Below are 18647 nucleotides of genomic sequence, written 5' to 3'. Positions count from 1 at the left end.
GGTGACGGCGGCCCTCGGCGAGTGCGCATCGTGATCCGGCGTCTGTCCCCTTCAGGGCCGAACGGGCGAAGGGGCGTCGGGGCGGGTACGCCGGAGTCGGACGGCGGTGCGCGGGGCCGCGCTCGGGAGGACGGGGGGCACGCCCGACCGGGCGGGCCGGGAGCGAGGGGGGGAGGCGCGCCGCCGGTCCGATCGCCCGGATCGCCGCACCGGCCGGCTCTGTCCACAGGCTGTGGACCGCCGCCCGGCGACTGCCGGGCCGACCCCGGCGCCCGCCCGCTGCTCCCCGCCGGACGCGCCCGCAGGAACGTCAAGCAGCGCCCGCCGGCGGTCCTAGTCGCCGAGTCCGCGGGCCGCCACCCGGTTCACCGTTCCCTCGGCCAGCCGGTACGACAGGCCCACGACCGCGCAGCGCCCGGCGGACACCTCCTCTGCCAGTACCGGCGAGCGGTGCACCAGCCCGTCGACGGTCCGCCGGATGTGCTCGTCCACGAACTCGTCGACCTCGGTGCACCCCGAGGCGCGCGCCGCGAGCACGCTCGGCATCACGCGTTCCACCACGTCCCCGATGTAACCCGCGGGCGCGGGACCCCCGCGCTCGGTCTCCGAGGCAGCCGTGACGGCGCCGCAGGAGTCGTGCCCGAGCACCACGACGAGCGGTGCGCTCAGCACCTTGACCCCGTATTCGATGCTGCCGAGCGCCTCCGGGCCCGACACGTGGCCGGCCGTGCGCACGACGAAGAGGTCCCCCAGCCCGCGATCGAAGATGATCTCCGCCGCGAGTCGGGAGTCCGAACAGCCGAAGAGCACCGCGAACGGGCGCTGCCGCGGTGCCAGTTCCGAACGGCGGTCGGCGTCCTGGTTGGGGTGCAGGCCGGTGCCCCGGACAAAGCGCTCGTTGCCCTGCAGGAGTGCGGCGTACGCCTCGGCGGGCGAGGACCAACTGAGATCAGGCATACGGGCAACCTACCCGACCCCCTCCCGCCGGAGGCAACGCCGCCTCCGCAGGGTGAGACGGCCCCGCCGAGGCACACCTCGGCGCCCGGGGCGAGCGGGGGAGCGGGCGAGCGGGCCCGGACCGGGCGGTACCGGGCCCCGGGCGCCGGTGGCGCGCGCAACCGACCCGCGCCGGCGCCGGCCGCCGCGCCGTGACACCACCCGCTCGGCCTTGACTCCCCGTCACCGCTACCCGCCTCGGCGCCACCGCGGACGCCGCCCGCTGCCGGCAGGCCCTGCGCGAGAGGACGGGCAGGCTGCGGTCGGCCAGGTGGTTCTCGGCCTCCCGCAGCAGCCGCGACTTCCCGGTCCCGGCCCCGCCCTCCACGAAGACCACGGCTGGACCCTCGCGGAGAGCTTCCAGGAGCCGGCGCAGCTCCTCCTCGCGCCCCACGAAAGCGAACCCCGCTCGATGGTCGGCCCTGCGCCCGCCGGCCGGCAGCTCCGGCATGTGTGCGTGCCGTTCGGCTCGGTCCGTCACGGAACGGGCGTTTCCACGCTGCCCGCCGACCGGTCCCTCGGACCTTCCGCCCGGTCCCGCCGCCGGACCGCGGGCCCCGCCTCAGCCCGGCAGCCGCGACAGCCGCCGCCCGCCCGAACGGGCGACCGCCTTGGCGATCCTCCTGGCGTCGCGGGCCAGTTCGCGGAGCATGCCGCTGATCGGATTGGTGAACCCGGTGAAGAACAGGCCGGGTGCGGTCGGCGGGGTGCGGGCGCCCTGCACCACCGGCCTGCCCCGCTCGTCCAGCACGCCCAGGTGGCCGACCAGTCCCTCCAGGGCCCGGTCGTACCCGGTCGCGGCGACGACGGCGTCCGGCTCGACGCGGCGGCCGTCGACGAGGACGACCTTCCCGCTCTCGAAGGCCTCCACGGCGGGCACCACCTCGACCCGGCCCGTGCGCACCGCGTCGATCAGGCCCACGTCCTGCACCGGGATGGCGCCCTCGGCGACCCGGCTGGCCAGGCCGGTCCCGGGCCGGGGCAGGCCGTACGCCGACAGGTCCGGCACGCTCAGCCGCGCCAGCGGTCTCGCCAGCCGGTCGACGAGCCGGAGCGGCAGCCGCCGCACCAGGATGCCGCTGTACTGGGCGGCCCAGCCCGCGGTGGAGCGCCGCACGATGTGCGGGGCCGTGCGCACCGCCAGCCGCACCCGCGCGGCCCCGCCCTCGACCAGGTCGACGGCGATCTCGGCACCGGTGTTGCCCGCCCCGACGACCAGCACGTCCCGGCCCGCGTACGGCCCGGGGCCGCGGTAGGCGGAGGCGTGCAGGAGCTCCCCGGGGTACGCCTCGCGGCCCGGCCAGTCGGGCATCCGCGGCGTGTGGTTGTGGCCGGTGGCCACGACGACCGCGGCACCGGTCAGTTCGCGGCCTCCGGTGGCGTGCAGCAGCCAGCCCCCGCCGTCGGGGGCCGGGTCGACGCGGGAGACCTCGACGCCTGTGACGATCTCCAGCTCGTGGTGCTCGGCGTACTTCTCCAGGTAGCGCACCACGTCGTCCCGGGCGACCCACCGGCCGAAACGCCGGGGTATCGCCAGTCCGGGCAGGGCGGAGAGACGGCGGGTGGTGTGCAGGCGCAGCCGGTCGTAGTGGTGCCGCCAGGAGGCGCCGACCCGGTCGGACTTCTCCAGGACGACGGCGCGTACACCCTGGCTGCGCAGCGCGTACGCGGCGGCGAGGCCGCCGGGGCCGCCGCCGATCACGTACACGGGTCGGTCTGCGGGGATCGGGGACGCTGTGGAGTCGGACATGTACGCGAGCGTAATCAGGTGATGCATTGATGGGTCTCGGTCAAGACCGGAATCGGTTGCGGATTGATCACGACTGCGGGAGAGACGGGTGGGACTCGTGACGTACGCGCCCTGGTCGTGCCCGCACCGCGGGAGATGTGCCCATCCCGAGGAGATCGAGGAGATCGGGGAGATCGAGAGCGTCGGGGAGATCGAGAGCGTCGGGGGAGCGAGGGGACCGGGTAGATCGAGGGGACCGGGTAGATCGAGGGGAGCGAGCGGACCTGGAGGATCGAGGAGGCGAGGAGGCCGGGGAGGCCCGGGCCGCCCGGGAGGTCCCGGGGGCCGGGAGGTGCGGACCGCCGGGAGGGTGCGGCCCGAGGGGGAGCGGGGGTCCCCGGACGGCGTCCGGGCGCGCGGGCGGGATTGAATGACTGCATGGACCACATACCCCAGCCCTCCGACGCGCCCCGCCCGCCCCTCGCCGAGCCGCACGGGAACGGACTGCGGCTGCGTGCCTGGGAGGCCGCCCGGGACGACCACGCCCGCGACTGGTTGCGCGGGGTGAACGACCCGGAGTTCCGCCACTGGAACACCCCGCTGCAGGACATCACCGACCTGGACGGCGCCCGCGAGTCGCTGCGCGGCAGGGAGCAGGCCGCCGCGGACGGTACGGGTGTCGGCTTCCGCGTCACGGACGAGGAGAGCGGCACGACGCTGGGGCACGTCGGCGTCAACGCGATCAGCCTCACCTTCCGCACCGGTCGCGTCGGCTACTGGGTGCTGCCCGAGGCCCGCGGCCGGGGCGTCGCCGTCCGGGCGCTCGCCCTGGCCGCCCACTGGGCGCTCACCGACCTGGGACTGCACCGCCTGGAACTCGGCCACGCCCTGGGCCACGACGCCTCCTGCCGGATCGCCGAGCGCTGCGGATTCCCCGCCGAGGGGATCATGCGCGGCGCCATGTGGGAGGCGGGGCGCCGGGACGCCTTCCGTGACGTGCACCTGCACGCCCGCCTGGCCACCGACCCCGCGCCGGGAACGCCGTGAGGGAGCAGGCCCCTCAGGGCCAGAGCAGTTCCCTGGCCCACCCGTCGGGCTCCCTGCGGTAGCGCAGCCGGACGTGCCGCCGGCGCTCGTCCCCCTGGAAGAACTCCACCTCCCGAGGCCGCAGCCGGTACAGCGTCCATGACGGGACCTCCGCCTCCGGTTCCCGCCGCGCCCGTTCCCAGGCCGCCTCCGAGGCCCGCGCCAGCTCCGCCACCGAGCCGAGGACGCTGCTCTGCCGCCCGGTCAGTCCGGCGGCCAGGGCGCCCGTGGAGCGGGCGTGCAGATCGGCCTGCGCCGCCTCGGCCGGGGCGGCGGCGACGGGGCCGCGGACCCGCACCTGCCGGGCCTGCGCCGGCCAGTAGAAGCCGAGGGCCGCGTACGGGCGGGCGGTGAGCTGGCGGCCCTTGCGGCTGGTGGAGTGGGTCGCGAAGGACCAGCCGTCGCCGTCGGCGCCGTGCAGCATCACGGTCCGCACGTCGGGCAGCCCCTCCCCGTCCGCCGTCGCCAGGGACATGGTGTGCGGCTCCGGCTGCCCCGCCGCCACCGCCCCGGCGAACCACTCGGTGAACAGGGTGAGCGGTTCCCCGGGCGCGGACTCCGGATCGAACGGCGGCAGGGACGTCACCTCCGGGTCCCACACCCGCAGCGATCGCAGAAGCTCGTGAAGATCCGTTGCCATGCCCCGATTGTCGCGCGGGGACCGGACCGGCCGCGGCGGTCACCCCCGATGCCGCGCGGTGCGGGTCGGGGCGCGGCGGGAGAGCACCGCTCCGGCATCCGCTGCCCGGGGCGGTCACCGGATGCCGCACGGCCGAAAACGGTCCCGAATTTTCTGCGTATGAGCGGCATGGCGACAGAATCCGCCTCATGGACGACATGGACCGACGGATACTTGCCGAGCTCCAGCAGGACGGCCGGCTGACGGTGACCGAGCTGGCCGCGCGGGTGCGGCTGAGCGTCTCGCCCTGCCACCGGCGGCTGCGCGAGCTCGAGCGGTCGGGGGCCATCAGCGGCTACCGGGCCGTGGTGCCGCCGGCGGCGGTGGGCCTGGGTTTCGAGGCGCTGGTCTTCGTGTCGATGCGGCAGGAGGACCGGGACACGGTCGCCGGGTTCGAGCAGGCGCTCACCGAGGTGGAGGAGGTGCTGGAGGCGGAGCGGTTGTTCGGGGAGCCGGACTACCTGCTGCGGGTGGTCGCCGCGGACCTCGCCGCCTACCGGCGGCTGTACGACGAGCGGCTGGCCGCGCTGCCGGGTGTGCAGCGGCTCACCTCCACGCTGGTGATGAAGCGCGTGGTCAGGGACCGGCCGCTGCCCGCCGGGCGGACCGCTGCCGGTCCGGCCGCCGCCGGGGCCTCCTGACGGCGCAGCACCGACTGCTCGCCCTGCGCGCCTTGCGCCGCCCTGCGCCCCTTGTGCCCCCTGCGCCCCCTGCGCTCCCTGCGTACCCGGTGCGTCCGTGCGTCCGGTGCGTCCTGGCGTACGACCGCCGGTTGAACGGCTTCCCGACGCGCGAAAGGCGGCGGTCCACTCGGGTGAACCACCGCCCGTAAGACAGGACTCGGGGCGTCGGCGCCGCCGGAGCCATCGGAGCCATCGGAGCAATCGGAGCCGTCGGGCCCGGTCGTCGTCGCCCGCTCGCCGGAGCGCGCCCGTCCCCCGGCCGTGCCGGCTTCGGGACCGCTGCGACGGCGGCGGCCTGGGCGACCGCCGGGGCTGCGCCGGACCGCCGGCCACCGGCCGGCTCGGCGCGGGCGGCCGCTACTTCGTCGGCTTCCTGCCCGTCACGCCCAGGTGCACCAGCAGCGCCAGGTTCGGCCGCAGCTCGGCCTGCTTGACGCCCTGGATGCCCTTCTGGTGGGAGGCGACCGCCGCGAGCATCGCGACCAGCGAGCCGGCGATCGCCGCGGGGTTCACGTCCGGGTCGACCCTGCCCTTGGCCTGCAGCGCGGCGACGGACTCCGCGAGGGAGCTGTGCACCGAGTTGAGGATCTTCGTACGGATCTTGGAGAAACGTTTATCGCCTTCGGCGGCGCCGAGATCGACCACGCGCAGGATCGCGTCGTTCTTCTTCCAGAAGTCCAGGAACCCGTCGACGAGGTCCTGTGCCGTCTGCCAGCCGGCCTTGCCCACCCAGGACCGTCCCTCGAGCAGTTCGGCCAGCCCGCTGCCGTCCGTGCCGGTCTGCTCCGCGATCTCCAGGACGGCACCCTCGACGTCCGGGAAGTACTGGTAGAACGTCGCGGGCGAGGTGCCTGCCTTCCGGGCGACATCGATGACCTTGACGTCCCGGTAGGGAGAGGAGCTGAGCATGTCACTGAGGCAGTCGAGCAGCTTCTGCCGCGTCTCCTGACCGCGTCGACCGGCCACGCGGCCGTCGACAGTACGTACTTGTCCTGTCATGCCGTCAGCTTACCGACGGGTGATCTGAGCGCGATTCGGCCGACTGCAAATGGGGTGCATGAGGGGTCGGCGGCTGGTGTGCCTGGTCTGCGGCCTGCGTGAGAGCCCGTTACTTTGACGTCATGGCCGAAAACAGCACATCCGGACGCCCCGAGGGCGCCCCCTGCTGGGTGGATGCCCAGCTGCCCGACGTGGCGGCGGGCAAGCGGTTCTACGGCGAGCTCTTCGGGTGGACCTACGAGGACGCGGAGGGCTCCCGGGTGTGGGCCCGGCTCGGCGGGGAGCGGGTGGCGGCCCTCGTGCCCAAGACGGACGGGCGGCTGCCGACCGTGTGGACGGTGTACTTCGCCACCGAGGACGCCGAGGCGGCGGTGCGGCGCATCCGGACGGCCGGCGGCCAGGTCGTGGCGGCTCCGGCCCAGGTCGGCGAGGGACTGGGCAGCGCCGCTCTCGTCGCCGGTCCCGAGGGCGCCGTCTTCGGCCTGTGGCAGCCGGGCAGCCACCCCGGCTTCGGCGACCGCCGCGCCCCGGGCACCTTCGCCTGGGTGCAGCTCTACACCCGCGACACCGGCGCCGCCAACGCCTTCTACGGCGGCCTCTTCCGCGAGGCCCTCTTCGGGCCCGGCGCCGAGCCCCGCTTCGGCCGCTCCCCCGTCTCCGACGTCTTCCCGGCCGAGATGCCGCCGCACTTCCTGGTGCACTTCGCGGTCCGGGACTGCGAGGAGACGCTCGCCGCCGTGCAGCGGCTCGGCGGCCGGGTGCAGGCGGTGCCGTTCGACACGTCGTACGGGAGGGTGGCCGTCGTCACCGACAATCAGGGGGCGTCGTTCGCGGTGCTGGAGCCCTGACCCGGCGCGTCCGGCCGCGGCCCGGGTGGGTTCTGTCCTGACATGACACGAGACATCCCATACCGCCCCGGGTTCGCAACCGGCGGCCCGGCCAGGAAGAATCGGGGTGCGTGCCGCCAGGGCGGTGCGGTGGTGAGACGCTGCACTCCGGCCGCGAGCACGAGCGGCCGGCGCGGCGCGTACGGGGAGGTGGCAGGCAAGTGGTGGATCAGCTGACGCAGCACGATCCGCGCAGGATCGGGCCGTTCGAGGTGCTGGGGCGGCTGGGAGCCGGCGGCATGGGGCTGGTCTTCCTCGCGCGCTCGGCGTCCGGCCGGCGGGTGGCGATCAAGACGGTCCGCACGGAACTGGCCGAGGACCAGCTGTTCCGGGTCCGCTTCACGCGCGAGGTGGAGGCGGCCCGCGCGGTCTCCGGCTTCTACACCGCCGCCGTGGTCGACGCCGACCCGCGCGCCGCGGTGCCCTGGCTGGCCACCGCCTACGTGCCCGCACCCTCCCTCGAGGAGATAGTGAACGAGTGCGGACCGCTGCCGGCGCAGGCCGTGCGCTGGCTGGCGGCGGGCGTGGCGGAAGCCCTCCAGTCCATCCACGGGGCCGGCCTGGTGCACCGGGACCTCAAACCGTCCAACGTCCTCGTGGTGGAGGACGGCCCCCGGGTGATCGACTTCGGTATCGCCTCCGGCGTTTCGAACACGCGTCTGACGATGACGAACGTGGCGGTCGGCACCCCCGCCTACATGTCCCCCGAGCAGGCCAAGGACTCGCGGAGCGTGACCGGGGCCAGCGACGTCTTCTCGCTCGGCTCCACCCTCGTCTTCGCGGCCACCGGCCACCCGCCCTTCCACGGCGCCAACCCCGTCGAGACCGTCTTCATGCTCCTCCGCGAGGGCCCCGACCTGGAAGGACTGCCGGACGAACTGCGCCCGCTGATCGAGTCCTGCATGCAGATGGAGGCCGCCGGCCGCCCCACCCCGGCCGACCTCCAGGCCCGGCTGGCCCCGCACCTCTTCGGCTCCGGCACCGACGACAGCGGCACCGCCTCCGCCTGGCTTCCGGAGAAGGCGGTCGGGCTGATCGAGGGCCGGCGCGGCGGCCGCACCGCCGCCCGGCCCGGACCCGCCGGCCCCCGCGGCCCCGGCCGCCCCGCGGGCCCCGGAGTGCCGCCGCAGCCCCCGCACGCCCCCGCGGTGCCGACGCAGCCGCCCCCGCCGGCCGGCTCCCCGGACACCGGCCCGGTGCGGCTCGCCGGGGCCGCCGTGCCGATCGGGCCCGGCCCCCGCGTCGCCGACGTCCGCGCCGCCGCCGTACGGGCACCCGCGCCCGAGGCCGCCCTCGCCGGCTCCTGGAGCCGCGCCCACTCCGGCGCCAACGGCGCCGACCCCGTCGCACCGAACCCGCCGCCGGCCGCTCCCGAACCGCACACCGGCTGGCGTCCCTGGCGCTTCCGCATGTCGAACGACGTCTGGGGCACCCCGGCCGTCGGCGGCGACCTCGTCTACGTCACCTCCTTCGAGGTGCACGCCCTCGACGTGGCCACCGGCCGCCGCCGCTTCAAGACCCGGGACGTCGCCTGGTCCATGGCGGTCGCCGACGGCCGCATCCACGCCTCCGACGGACCCACCCTCTTCGCCCTCGACGCCCGTGACGGCGCCGACCTGTGGCGCCTGACCACCGACGCCTGGGTGTACTCCCTCCAGGCCGACCGCGGCACCGTCGTCACCGGCACCCGCGGCGGCGGCGTCCAGGCCTGGGAGGCCTCCAGCGGCCGGAAACTGTGGGAGATCACCGGCTGCCAGACGGACTTCGAGTCCCCGGAGGCCGGCCCCGCCCTCCACGAGGGCACCGTCTACGTCTGGCAGGACGCCCGGCTGCGTGCGCTGGACGCCCGGACCGGCGAGGAGCGCTGGAACTACCCCGTCGGCGACGCTGCCTCCTGCGGCGGGGTACCGGTGCGGGTGGCCCCGGCCCCGGACGGCTTCGTGTACGTCTCCGCCGGCACCCGGGCCCTCGCCGTCGACGTGGCCGGCGGCAGGGTCCGCTGGCACTTCGAGGCGCCCGCGGTGTTCCTGTCCCCGCCCGCCTTCGTGCCCGGCCCCGCGGTGACCGGCGGCGGTGTCTACCTCGCCGACCACCTCGGCACGGTCTACGCCCTGGACGCCACCGACGGCCGCGACCGCTGGCGCATCGCCACCGAGTCCCGCGCCTCCCTCGAACCGGTCCTGGTGTCCGCCGGGCACGTGCACGTGGGCAGCGGCCGCGGCCTCTACACGCTCGACGCGGTCACCGGCACTCCCAAGTGGCGCTTCCAGGCGGGCGGCGACATCGTCGGCGCCCCGGCGGTGGCCGACGGCCGGATCCACTTCGGCTCCACGGACCACCTCCTGTACACGCTGAAGGCCGACGACGGCCGGCTGCGCTGGAAGCTCGCCACCGGAGGTGAGATCACCGGCTCGCCGCTGGTGCGGGACGGTGTGGTGTACGCGTGCAGCAAGGACCGCTGCGTCTACGCCCTTGACGCGGAGAAGGGCACGGGCACGGCGCGGACCACCTGACCCGGGCCCTTCCCCCGGCCCGTCCGGGGTCCGCCCGTGCCCCCGCTCGGCGGGGCACTCGTGCGGCGGGTTCCGCGTGCGGCGGGGCCGGGACGCGGCGAGGCGGGTGCACAGCGAGGCGCGGGTGCACGGCGAGGCGGGTGCACGGCGAGGCGCGGGTGCGCGGCGCGGCTGCGGCTGCGGCGGCCGCGGCGGCGATGTGCGGCTGCGGGCGCCGCGGAGACGACGGGGCGCCGGCCTCGACGGGAGGACGGTCGCCGACCGGCGCGCGGAGGGGAGCCCGGTCGACGTCACGGGCGCGACGGGCTCGGGCGCCGGTCCCGCCCCGCGGCAGAACTCGGCCGCGGCGGCTCCCCCCTCGGTGCCGCCGCGGCCGTCCCCCGCCGGAGAAGGTCTACTTGCCGCCGTCCAGGTCCAGCGCGGGCGGGGCGGGCATGTTGGTGTCCATCGTGGTGAGGACGCTGCCGGTCGGCTCGCTCGGCATGTTGGTGTCGAGCGTGGTGACGTCGCCGTCCTTCGGAGGCGCCGGCATGTTGGTGTCCATCGTGGTGATCGTCTCGTCCAACGGCGGGGCGGGCATGTTGGTGTCCAGCGGAACAGCCTCCGCGTCCTGCATCCTGTCGCTCATGATCTGCGTCCCTCCGCGGTGACGACGAGTGTGGAACGCCCGCCCGGAAACTCCCCCGAGGGCCGCCGGACGGGCGTTGCGGAGCTGCACATTAACGCGCGGCGCTCCTCGTCATGCCGCCTGCCCCCCGACGCGACGGCGTGACGGGTAAGAGAATGCCGGACGGAGATAAACGAACGCTGAACGTCCGCCTCCCCCGCGGCAGTCGGGCTCAGCGCACCGTCGCGGGGAAGAGCAGCGCGCGCACCTCGTCGGCCTCCGGGGCGCCGTTCTCCTCGTGCAGGCTGAGCGCCTCCTGCCAGCATGCCCTGGCCCGGTCGAGCTGGCCCAGTGCGGAGAGCGCCCGGCCGAGCAGGGTCAGCACGTTGCCCCGCATCCGGTCCCCGCCGATGCAGCCCAGGGCGAGGGACTGCTCGGCGTGCTGGGCCGACTGCGCGGGGCTCCGGTCGAGGAGGTGCGCCTCGGCGATCCTGAAGTGCGTCGTGCCCTGCCAGAGCCGTTGCCGGTGGTCCGCGAAGATGGTCAGCGCCTCGGAGTACTGGCTGAGCGCCTCCGCGTGCCGGGCGGCCGTGCTCAGCGCCACGCCGAGCGCGTAGTGCCCGTTCGCCAGCCGCATCGTGCTGCCCACCTCGATGTGCACGGCCAGCCCGTGCTGGGCGAACTCGATGGCCTTCAGGGTGTTTCCCATGCCCATGTGGGCGCGGGACAGATTGCCCAGGGCGGTGGCCTCGCACAGCCCGTTCCCGGCGGCCCGGAACCCCTCCAGGGCCTGGTCGAAGAAGACCTTGCCGTCCTGGTACCGGCGCTGGTGGAGCGCGGTCACCCCGCGGTCCTGCGCCGCCCAGGCGAGCGCGGTGAGGTCCCCGGCCCCCGCCGCGCACTCCATGGCCAGCCGCGCCTGCTCCGCGGCCCGCTGGATGCGCCCGGAGACCAGCAGGACGTTGGTGAGCGTCGTGCGGGCCCTGCCCTCCGCGCGCACGTCCCCGGCGGTCCGGGTGGCCTCGCACATCGCGGTGGCGGTGGTCTCGTACTGGCGGGAGTTCGCGCCGGACTCGGCCAGGTCCCTGGCCGCCCACAGCAGGTCGACCGCCCGGCGCAGCCTGCTCGTCGCCGTCGCCTGCCGGACGCAGGCCAGGAGCGGGCCGGCCTCGGTGTAGAGCCAGTCCAGGGCCGCCGAGCCCTCGGTGAAGCGCAGACCGGGATGCTCGGTGGTCTCCAGGTCGTCGACCAGCCGGTCCCCGGGCCGTTCGATGGCGTACACCCCGGCCGCGGTGGCCAGGTAGAAGTCGAGCAGCCGGGAGAGCGCCGCCTCCCGTTCGCTCGGCGGCCACTCGTCCCGCTCCGCGCAGGCCCGCGCGTACAGTCGCACCAGGTCGTGGAAGCGGTACCGGCCCGGTGCCGCGGACTCCAGCAACGACGTGTCGACCAGGGCTTCGAGCAGGTCCTCGGCCTCCTCCTGCGCCAGGTCCAGGACGGCGGCCGCGGCGGCCACCGAGATGTCCGGACCGTCCGCCAGGCCCAGCAGCCGGAACGCCCGTGCCTGGGCGGGCTCCAGCTGGCCGTAGCCCAGTTCGAAGGTCGCCTTGACGGCCAGGTCGCCGGCCTGGAGCTCGTCCAGCCGGCGGCGCTCGTCCGCGAGCTTCGCGGCCAGCACCGACACCGTCCAGGTGCGCCGGGCGGCCAGCCGGGAGGCCGCGATCCGGATGGCCAGCGGCAGGAAGCCGCACGCCGCCACGACGTCCAGGGCGGCCTTGCGCTCACCGGCCACCCGCTCCTCGCCGACGATCTTCGTGAACAGCGACAGCGCCTCGTCCGGGGACATCACGTCCAGGTCGACCAGGTGCGCCCCGGCCAGGCCCACCATCCGCACCCGGGAGGTCACCAGGGCCGCGGAGCCGGCCGCGCCGGGCAGCAGGGGGCGCACCTGTGCCGCGTCCCGCGCGTTGTCCAGCAGCACCAGCACCCGTCTGCCGTCCAGCACGGACCGGTACAGCGCCGCACGCTCCTCCAGGGAGTCGGGGATGGCGGACTCGGCCGTGCCGAGGGCGCGGAGGAAGGACCCCAGGACCGTCTCCGGTTCCGCGGCCCGCGCGCCGGCGCCCTGCAGGTCCACGTACAACTGCCCGTCGGGGAAGGAGGCCCGTGCCCGGTGGGCGACGTGCACGGCCAGGGTGGTCTTGCCGACGCCGCCGATGCCGGCGAGGGCCGACACGGCCATCACGCGGCCCTGCTGTCCGGGCTCGCCGCCGCTTCCCGAGGCCGAGGACAGGATGTCGCTCAGTTCCCGTACGAAACTCGCCCGCCCCGTGAAGTCCGGTACCGAAGCCGGGAGTTGCGCGGGGCGTACCGGTACCGCCGTCGGCTCCGCGTCCGGCGCCGACGGGTCCGCCAGTTCCGGATCGGCCCGCAGGATGCGCTGTTGCAGCTCCCGCAGACCGGGCCGCGGGTCCACGCCCAGCTCCTCGGCGAGCAGCCGCCGGGTGTCCGCGTACACCGCGAGCGCCTCCGCCTGCCGCCCACTGCGGTACAGGGCCAGCATCAACTGCTCGCGCAGCCCCTCCCGGAGCGGGTGCGCCGCGGTAAGCGCGGTCAGTTCGGAGACCGCCCCCGCGTGGCAGCCCAGCTCCAGGTCGAGTTCCAGGCGCGACTCCAGGAGCCTCAGCCGCCACTCCTCCAGCCGGACCCGCTGCGCCTGCGCGTACGGTCCGGGCACCCCCGCCAGGGTCTCCCCGTCCCACAGCGCCAGCGTCCGCCCCAGCGCCTCCCGGGCGCCGTGCAGGTCCCCGGCGTTGCGCGACTTCTCGGCCAGCGCCGCCAGTTCCTGGGCCTCGGCCACGTCCAGCGCCCCGGCTCCCGGGCCGCGGACCGCGTAGCCGCCCGACTCGCTGACCAGGGTCGCGGCGCCGAGCACCTTGCGGAGCCGGGAGGCGTACGTCCGTACCGCGGCCAGCGCCTGCTGCGGCGGCTCCTCGCCCCAGAGGGCGTCGATCAGCTCGGCGGAGGTCGCCGTGCGGCCCTCCCGCAGCAGCAGCGCGGCCAGCAGGGCGCGTTGCTGCGGGGAGCCGGTGCTCAGCGGCTCCCCGCCGCGCCGGGCACGCACCGGGCCGAGCACGCTGAAGCGCAACGCCGCCGACTCCGCCGAGGAGTCGGGGCGCCTCTGCTCCGGCACCCGCGGTACCTCGTCCATCGCCGTCCCCCCAAGGGCCCGCCCTAGACATCCCGAACAACTCCGTCAGTTTGCCTTGTTCTTGGCGGACACGTCAGCCGTGGGAGACGCCGATCACAAGGGAACGGTGCCGTCTGCACAAGGTCCCCACGATGTCCGCCCCTCGTTCGCGCGGTTCCGCAGGCCGCGCCGGCGCCGGAATCGGACCGCTCACCGCCGGGGTGACGGACCGTCGGGAGTGGCGGGGAACGGCCGGGCGTGCCCCTCCGGCCGTGCCGCCCCGGCGCGGCAGGAGGTCGGCGGCGGGACACCCGGCGCGGCGATCACCGGCGCTCGTATGCTCGAAGGATGACGACCTCCGCGGCCTCCGGAACCGGCCCCACCGAGAACTCCCTGCGCCGCGCCCTCAAACGCGCCCGCGACGGGGTCGCCCTCGACGTCTCCGAGGCCGCGGTGCTGCTCCAGGCCCGCGGCGACCACCTGGAGGACCTCGCCGCGTCCGCCGCCCGGGTCCGGGACGCCGGGTTGGAGGCGGCCGGCCGTCCCGGCGTCATCACCTACTCCAAGAGCGTCTTCGTGCCCCTCACCCGGCTGTGCCGGGACACCTGCCACTACTGCACCTTCGTCACCGTGCCCGGGAAGCTGCGCCGGGCCGGGCACGGGATGTTCCTGTCCCCGGACGAGGTCCTCGACATCGCCCGCAAGGGAGCGGCCCTCGGCTGCAAGGAAGCCCTCATCACGCTCGGCGACAAGCCGGAGGAGCGCTGGCCCGAGGCGCGGGAGTGGCTGGACGCGCACGGCTACGACGACACGATCGCCTACGTCCGCGCCGTCTCGGTCCGCATCCTGGAGGAGACGGGCCTGCTGCCCCACCTCAATCCGGGCGTGCTGACCTGGACCGACTTCCAGCGCCTCAAGCCCGTCGCGCCGTCCATGGGCATGATGCTGGAGACCACCGCGACCCGCCTGTGGTCCGAGCCCGGCGGCCCGCACCACGGCTCCCCGGACAAGGAGCCCGCCGTGCGGCTGCGGGTGCTGGAGGACGCGGGCCGCTCCTCCGTCCCCTTCACCTCGGGCCTGCTGATCGGCATCGGCGAGACCCACGAGGAGCGCGCCCAGTCGCTGTTCGCGCTGCGGAAGGTGGCGCGCGCCCACCACGGCATCCAGGAACTGATCATCCAGAACTTCCGGGCCAAGCCGGACACCGCGATGCGCGGCATGCCGGACGCGGAACTGGACGAACTGGTCGCGGCGGTCGCCGTCGCCCGCCACGTCATGGGCCCCGCGGCCTGCCTCCAGGCCCCGCCGAACCTGGTCGACAGCGCCTACGGGCGGCTGATCGGCGCCGGCATCGACGACTGGGGCGGGGTGTCCCCGCTGACCATCGACCACGTCAACCCCGAGCGCCCCTGGCCGCAGATCGAGGAACTGGCGGAACGCTCCCGGGCCGCCGGATTCGCGCTGCGCGAACGGCTGTGCGTGTACCCGGAGTTCGTACGCCGCGGGGAGCCGTGGCTGGACCCGCGGCTGCGCCCGCACGTGGCGGCGCTGGCCGACCCGGAGACGGGACTGGCGCGGGCCGGGGCGATGCCGGAGGGCCTGCCGTGGCAGGAACCGGAGGAGGCGTTCACCGCCTCGGGCCGGACGGACCTGCACGTGTCGGTCGACACCGAGGGCCGCTCCGCCGACCGCCGCGGGGACTTCGACGACGTGTACGGCGACTGGGGCGCCCTGCGGGAGGCCGCCGCACCCGGCATGGTGCCCGAGCGGATCGACACCGACGTGCGCCAGGCGCTGCGCACCGCCGCCGACGACCCGACGCGGCTGACGGACGCCGAGGCGCTGGCGCTGCTGCACGCCGACGGGGCGGCGCTGGACGCGCTGTGCGGGGTGGCGGACGACGTGCGCGCCTCGGCGGTCGGCGACGAGGTGACGTACATCGTCACCCGGAACATCAACTTCACCAACGTCTGCTACACCGGCTGCCGGTTCTGCGCCTTCGCGCAGCGCCGCACCGACGCGGACGCCTACACGCTGTCGCTGGACCAGGTCGCCGACCGGGCGCAGCAGGCGTGGGAGGTGGGCGCGGTGGAGGTGTGCATGCAGGGCGGCATCCATCCGGACCTGCCCGGGACGGCGTACTTCGACATCGCGAAGGCGGTGAAGTCCCGGGTGCCGGGCATGCATGTGCACGCCTTCTCGCCGATGGAGGTGGTCAACGGGGCGTCCCGCACCGGGCTCTCCGTCCGGGAGTGGCTGACGGCGGCCAAGGAGGCCGGCCTGGACACCATCCCGGGCACGGCCGCGGAGATCCTCGACGACGAGGTCCGCTGGGTGCTCACCAAGGGCAAGCTGCCCGCGGCGACCTGGGCCGAGGTGGTCACGACCGCGCACGAGCTGGGCATCCGGTCCAGCTCGACGATGATGTACGGGCACGTGGACCAGCCGCGGCACTGGCTGGGCCATCTGCGCACGCTGGCCGGCATCCAGCAGCGCACCGGCGGCTTCACGGAGTTCGTGACGCTGCCGTTCGTGCACACCAACGCGCCGGTGTACCTGGCCGGAATCGCGCGGCCCGGGCCGACGGTGCGGGACAACCGCGCGGTGACGGCGATGGCGCGGCTGCTGCTGCACCCGTGGATCCCCCACATCCAGACCAGCTGGGTCAAGCTCGGTACCGAGGGCGCCGCACGGATGCTGCGCTCCGGCGCCAACGATCTGGGCGGCACGCTGATGGAGGAGACCATCTCGCGGATGGCGGGTTCCTCCTACGGCTCCTACAAGTCGGTGCGGGACCTGGTGGCGGTGGCGGAGGCGGCGGGCCGCCCGGCGAAGCCGCGCACCACGCTGTACGGGGAGGTGCCCGAGGAGCGGCAGCGTGCGGCGGCCGCCTCGGACGGGCACCTGCCCCGGCTGCTGCCGGTGCTGGACTGACAGGGCACCCGTGGCGGCCCCGCCGCCGGCCCCGACCCACGGACCGACGGCCGCCGACCTGCACCGACCTGCACCGACCTGCACCGACCCGCGCGCGAGGCCGTGCCGGGGCCGTGCCGGGGCCGCGCGCCGGTCCCGGAAGCGCTCCCGGCCGGCGCGGTCCGGTGCCCCGCGCGCCCCGGGCCGGGCGCGGGACGGCACGGCGCGCGGCCCCGTCCGCGGGCCCGGCCGCGGCGGGTCGGGAGGCGGCGGGAACGGGGCCGGGGGAGCGGTCGGCCACCCGGAGCCCGGTACGATGATCCGGCCTCCGGTGCCGTTCCGTACCGGGGTCCGAAGACCGAGGAGATGCTGCCCGTGCCTGCCCGACGGATACCCTCGTGGGCCTGGGTCACCGGCCTGACCGCCGGCGCGGTCGCCGCGGTCACGGCACTGGCGGTGCAGGCGGACCACGGCCCGAGACCCGTCGCCTCGGCACAGTCCCGCCCCGGCGCCACGGCGTCCGCCTCCCCGAGCCCGCGCCCCGCGCCCACCCGGACCGCGGTCGCCTTGCCGGACGGTTCCGGCACCGGCCGCCGCATCGTCTACTCCCTCGGCAGCAAACGGGTCTGGCTGGTCGACGCGAGCGGCGGGCAGCGCCGCACCTTCACCGTGTGGCCCGGTACCGTCAGCCCGAAGGTGGGGACCTACACGGTCGCCGGCCGCCGGGACGCCACCACGGGCACCGACGGCGTCCCGATCGAGCACATCGTCTACTTCACCGCCAGGTCCGGCGTCTACATCGCCTTCTCCGGCGCCCTCGACGGCTCCTCGCCGCCCGCCCCCACCGCCGGGGCGAAGACGGGCGGAATCCGGCTGCACAAGGACGACTCGGCGGCGATGTGGGCGTTCGCCACCAAGGGCACCCGGGTGGCCGTCGTCTCCTGATCAGGGAGAACGCTCCATGGGCGACGGACGGGTACGCCTGCATGTCCCCACCCGGCCGCATCCAGCCACGGGCAGCGTGCTCCCGTGTGAGGTATACGCCGAGGTCAGACGTCCTTGATCTGTACGTGGTCGCCGCACAGTTTCGCCCAGTCGTCGCGATCCGAGGTCAGTACGAGGACGGGCGTCGGGGAGCGCAGCGCCATCGCGGCGACGAGAGCATCGATGGCGTACTTGTGGCCGTGCAGGCCGCCGGCGTCGCTCAGCAGCCGTACCGCGGTGAGGCTGTCCGCCTGAGTGACGTCCTGGACCTGAAGGCGGGAGAGTGTCCAGCGCAGCCGGGCCCCGTCCGTCTTCCCGCAGACGGACTCCACCACCGTCAGGGTCGATACGAGGACGGGCACGCCCACGCGCCGAGTGGCTTCGATGCGGGTGATCATTTGGCGGTCGCTGCGCAACAGCAGCGACAACGCCTGGGAGTCCAGAACCAGGGACCTGGCCGCGGGCTCCTTCATACGGCGCTGGTGTCCGACGCGTAGGGCGCCGGTGCATCACCGAACAACTCACGCTGTGCGGCCTGGATCTCGGCCTCGCTCAGCGGCTCGTGCTCGCCTTCGTAGGCGGCCACGATCTCGGCGAGGCCGTCCATGGCGAGCTGATGCCGGACCGCCGCCGTCACGTACGCGGACACGCCGCGCTTGCCGGTGCGTGTGCGCAGGGCGCCGAGGAGTTCCGAGGGCATCGAGACGGAGACGTTCTCCGTGCCGCCGGGGCGTGGTGACTTCATGGGCCCAGGTGGCCCGGGTACGGCGGTCGAGGACGTTCTTCGGGGGTGTCGGCGGGTGCCGTGTTCCGGTGCGCTCAGCCGCGCCGCTCGTCCACCGGCAGCTGGTTGACGAGCAGTACGATCCCGCAGACCAGGAAGATCCGGGTGGCCGCGGTCAGCCCGTTCCAGTCCTTCGACTGCCACATCGCGAACCACTCGCCGCCGATCGCGATGAACCCGGCACCGAACAGCAGCATCAGCATCAGCAGCCCGTACGTCGACAGGCGGCGGGCCCGGCCGGTGTCCCGCCGCGCCCAGCACCAGGTGCCCGCTATCAGCACCAGCGCGGCCGCCGTCTCCCACACGATGATGGCCACGTAGGCCGCGTTCTGCAGGCCTCTGCCGGTGACGGCCCGCCACATCAGGTCGTCGTCCTTGAACGTGGTGTCCATGGCGAGCACATGCTGCACGAAGGCCTGGTTGGTGCCGAAGTCGGTGATGTTCCCGAAGGCGACCAGGGAGATGTAGAGGGCCACGGTGCCGGTGAGGAGTGCGGCGGCCGATACGACGGTGCGGGGGGAGGTGGTCATGTCGATCATTGTGCGGAGCGCACCGGAGGGCATGGAGGCATTCGGCCAGAATCCGTACCGTCCGGTGCCG

16 protein-coding genes are annotated in these 18647 nt (G+C 74.8%); 6 read left to right on the top strand and 10 right to left on the bottom strand.

The annotated features are described in order from the left end of the window. Nucleotides 1-333: 333 nt before the first annotated feature. The 3 genes from ACL02U_RS18835 to ACL02U_RS18825 form a co-directional block, all read right to left on the bottom strand. The gene (locus tag ACL02U_RS18835; RefSeq protein WP_412792024.1) at nt 334-957 is read right to left on the bottom strand and encodes a carbonic anhydrase; all 624 of its coding nucleotides are present in this window, start codon (nt 955-957) and stop codon (nt 334-336) included. Next, on the bottom strand, nt 950-1447 hold the full coding sequence (locus ACL02U_RS18830; protein ID WP_412792045.1) for an AAA family ATPase: 498 nt from the start codon (nt 1445-1447) through the stop codon (nt 950-952). Before ACL02U_RS18830 ends, ACL02U_RS18835 begins: the two co-directional genes overlap by 8 nt. A 111-nt stretch (nt 1448-1558) precedes the next feature. After that, complete coding sequence (locus tag ACL02U_RS18825; RefSeq protein ID WP_412792023.1) at nt 1559-2746, bottom strand: flavin-containing monooxygenase; 1188 nt, start codon at nt 2744-2746, stop codon at nt 1559-1561. Nucleotides 2747-3163: 417 nt separating this feature from the next. On the opposite strand from ACL02U_RS18825, the gene ACL02U_RS18820 reads away from it, so the two are divergent. Then, the gene (locus ACL02U_RS18820) at nt 3164-3772 is read left to right on the top strand and encodes a GNAT family N-acetyltransferase (RefSeq protein ID WP_412792022.1); all 609 of its coding nucleotides are present in this window, start codon (nt 3164-3166) and stop codon (nt 3770-3772) included. A 13-nt stretch (nt 3773-3785) separates the two neighbouring features. Here the strand turns inward: ACL02U_RS18820 and ACL02U_RS18815 are convergent, their stop codons facing one another. Then, nucleotides 3786-4451 carry a pyridoxal 5'-phosphate synthase gene (locus ACL02U_RS18815; RefSeq protein ID WP_412792021.1) on the bottom strand — a complete coding sequence of 222 codons (666 nt, stop codon included), beginning with the start codon at nt 4449-4451 and terminating at the stop codon, nt 3786-3788. A gap of 188 nt (nt 4452-4639) precedes the next feature. Between ACL02U_RS18815 and ACL02U_RS18810 the strand changes: the two genes are divergently transcribed. After that, nucleotides 4640-5131: an Lrp/AsnC family transcriptional regulator gene (locus ACL02U_RS18810; protein ID WP_412792020.1), complete on the top strand. Its 492-nt coding sequence runs from the start codon at nt 4640-4642 to the stop codon at nt 5129-5131. A gap of 399 nt (nt 5132-5530) precedes the next feature. Here the strand turns inward: ACL02U_RS18810 and ACL02U_RS18805 are convergent, their stop codons facing one another. Beyond that, a complete protein-coding gene (locus ACL02U_RS18805) occupies nt 5531-6172 on the bottom strand; it encodes a TetR family transcriptional regulator (protein WP_412792019.1) in 642 nt (213 codons plus the stop codon). A gap of 122 nt (nt 6173-6294) precedes the next feature. Here ACL02U_RS18805 and ACL02U_RS18800 point away from each other — a divergent pair, with 122 nt between their 5' ends. Beyond that, the gene (locus ACL02U_RS18800; RefSeq protein ID WP_412792018.1) at nt 6295-7020 is read left to right on the top strand and encodes a VOC family protein; all 726 of its coding nucleotides are present in this window, start codon (nt 6295-6297) and stop codon (nt 7018-7020) included. Between the two features lie 200 nt (nt 7021-7220). After that, nucleotides 7221-9572, top strand: a complete 2352-nt coding sequence (locus tag ACL02U_RS18795; RefSeq protein WP_412792017.1) for a serine/threonine-protein kinase — start codon at nt 7221-7223, stop codon at nt 9570-9572. A gap of 394 nt (nt 9573-9966) precedes the next feature. Here ACL02U_RS18795 and ACL02U_RS18790 read toward each other — a convergent pair whose 3' ends face one another. Beyond that, complete coding sequence (locus tag ACL02U_RS18790) at nt 9967-10200, bottom strand: hypothetical protein (RefSeq protein WP_412792016.1); 234 nt, start codon at nt 10198-10200, stop codon at nt 9967-9969. 211 nt (nt 10201-10411) lie between these two features. Next, the gene (locus tag ACL02U_RS18785; RefSeq protein ID WP_412792015.1) at nt 10412-13387 is read right to left on the bottom strand and encodes an AfsR/SARP family transcriptional regulator; all 2976 of its coding nucleotides are present in this window, start codon (nt 13385-13387) and stop codon (nt 10412-10414) included. Nucleotides 13388-13714: 327 nt separating this feature from the next. Here ACL02U_RS18785 and ACL02U_RS18780 point away from each other — a divergent pair, with 327 nt between their 5' ends. Both ACL02U_RS18780 and ACL02U_RS18775 read left to right on the top strand, forming a co-directional pair. After that, complete coding sequence (locus ACL02U_RS18780; RefSeq protein ID WP_412792014.1) at nt 13715-16300, top strand: bifunctional FO biosynthesis protein CofGH; 2586 nt, start codon at nt 13715-13717, stop codon at nt 16298-16300. A 345-nt stretch (nt 16301-16645) separates the two neighbouring features. Beyond that, entirely contained in the window at nt 16646-17224 is a 579-nt protein-coding gene (locus ACL02U_RS18775) for a L,D-transpeptidase (protein WP_412792013.1), read from the top strand. 104 nt (nt 17225-17328) lie between these two features. Here ACL02U_RS18775 and ACL02U_RS18770 read toward each other — a convergent pair whose 3' ends face one another. The 3 genes from ACL02U_RS18770 to ACL02U_RS18760 all read right to left on the bottom strand — a co-directional run bounded on the left by ACL02U_RS18770 (nt 17329) and on the right by ACL02U_RS18760 (nt 18577). Then, complete coding sequence (locus ACL02U_RS18770; protein ID WP_412792012.1) at nt 17329-17736, bottom strand: DNA-binding protein; 408 nt, start codon at nt 17734-17736, stop codon at nt 17329-17331. Beyond that, entirely contained in the window at nt 17733-18008 is a 276-nt protein-coding gene (locus ACL02U_RS18765; RefSeq protein WP_412792011.1) for a hypothetical protein, read from the bottom strand. Before ACL02U_RS18765 ends, ACL02U_RS18770 begins: the two co-directional genes overlap by 4 nt. A 74-nt stretch (nt 18009-18082) precedes the next feature. Continuing rightward, nucleotides 18083-18577 carry a DUF2165 domain-containing protein gene (locus ACL02U_RS18760; protein ID WP_412792010.1) on the bottom strand — a complete coding sequence of 165 codons (495 nt, stop codon included), beginning with the start codon at nt 18575-18577 and terminating at the stop codon, nt 18083-18085. Nucleotides 18578-18647: the final 70 nt, after the last annotated feature.

The sequence above is a fragment of the Streptomyces sp. MS06 genome (genome assembly GCF_047200655.1).
Taxonomy (GTDB): domain Bacteria; phylum Actinomycetota; class Actinomycetes; order Streptomycetales; family Streptomycetaceae; genus Streptomyces.
This window is presented reverse-complemented; position numbering and strand designations above follow the sequence as displayed.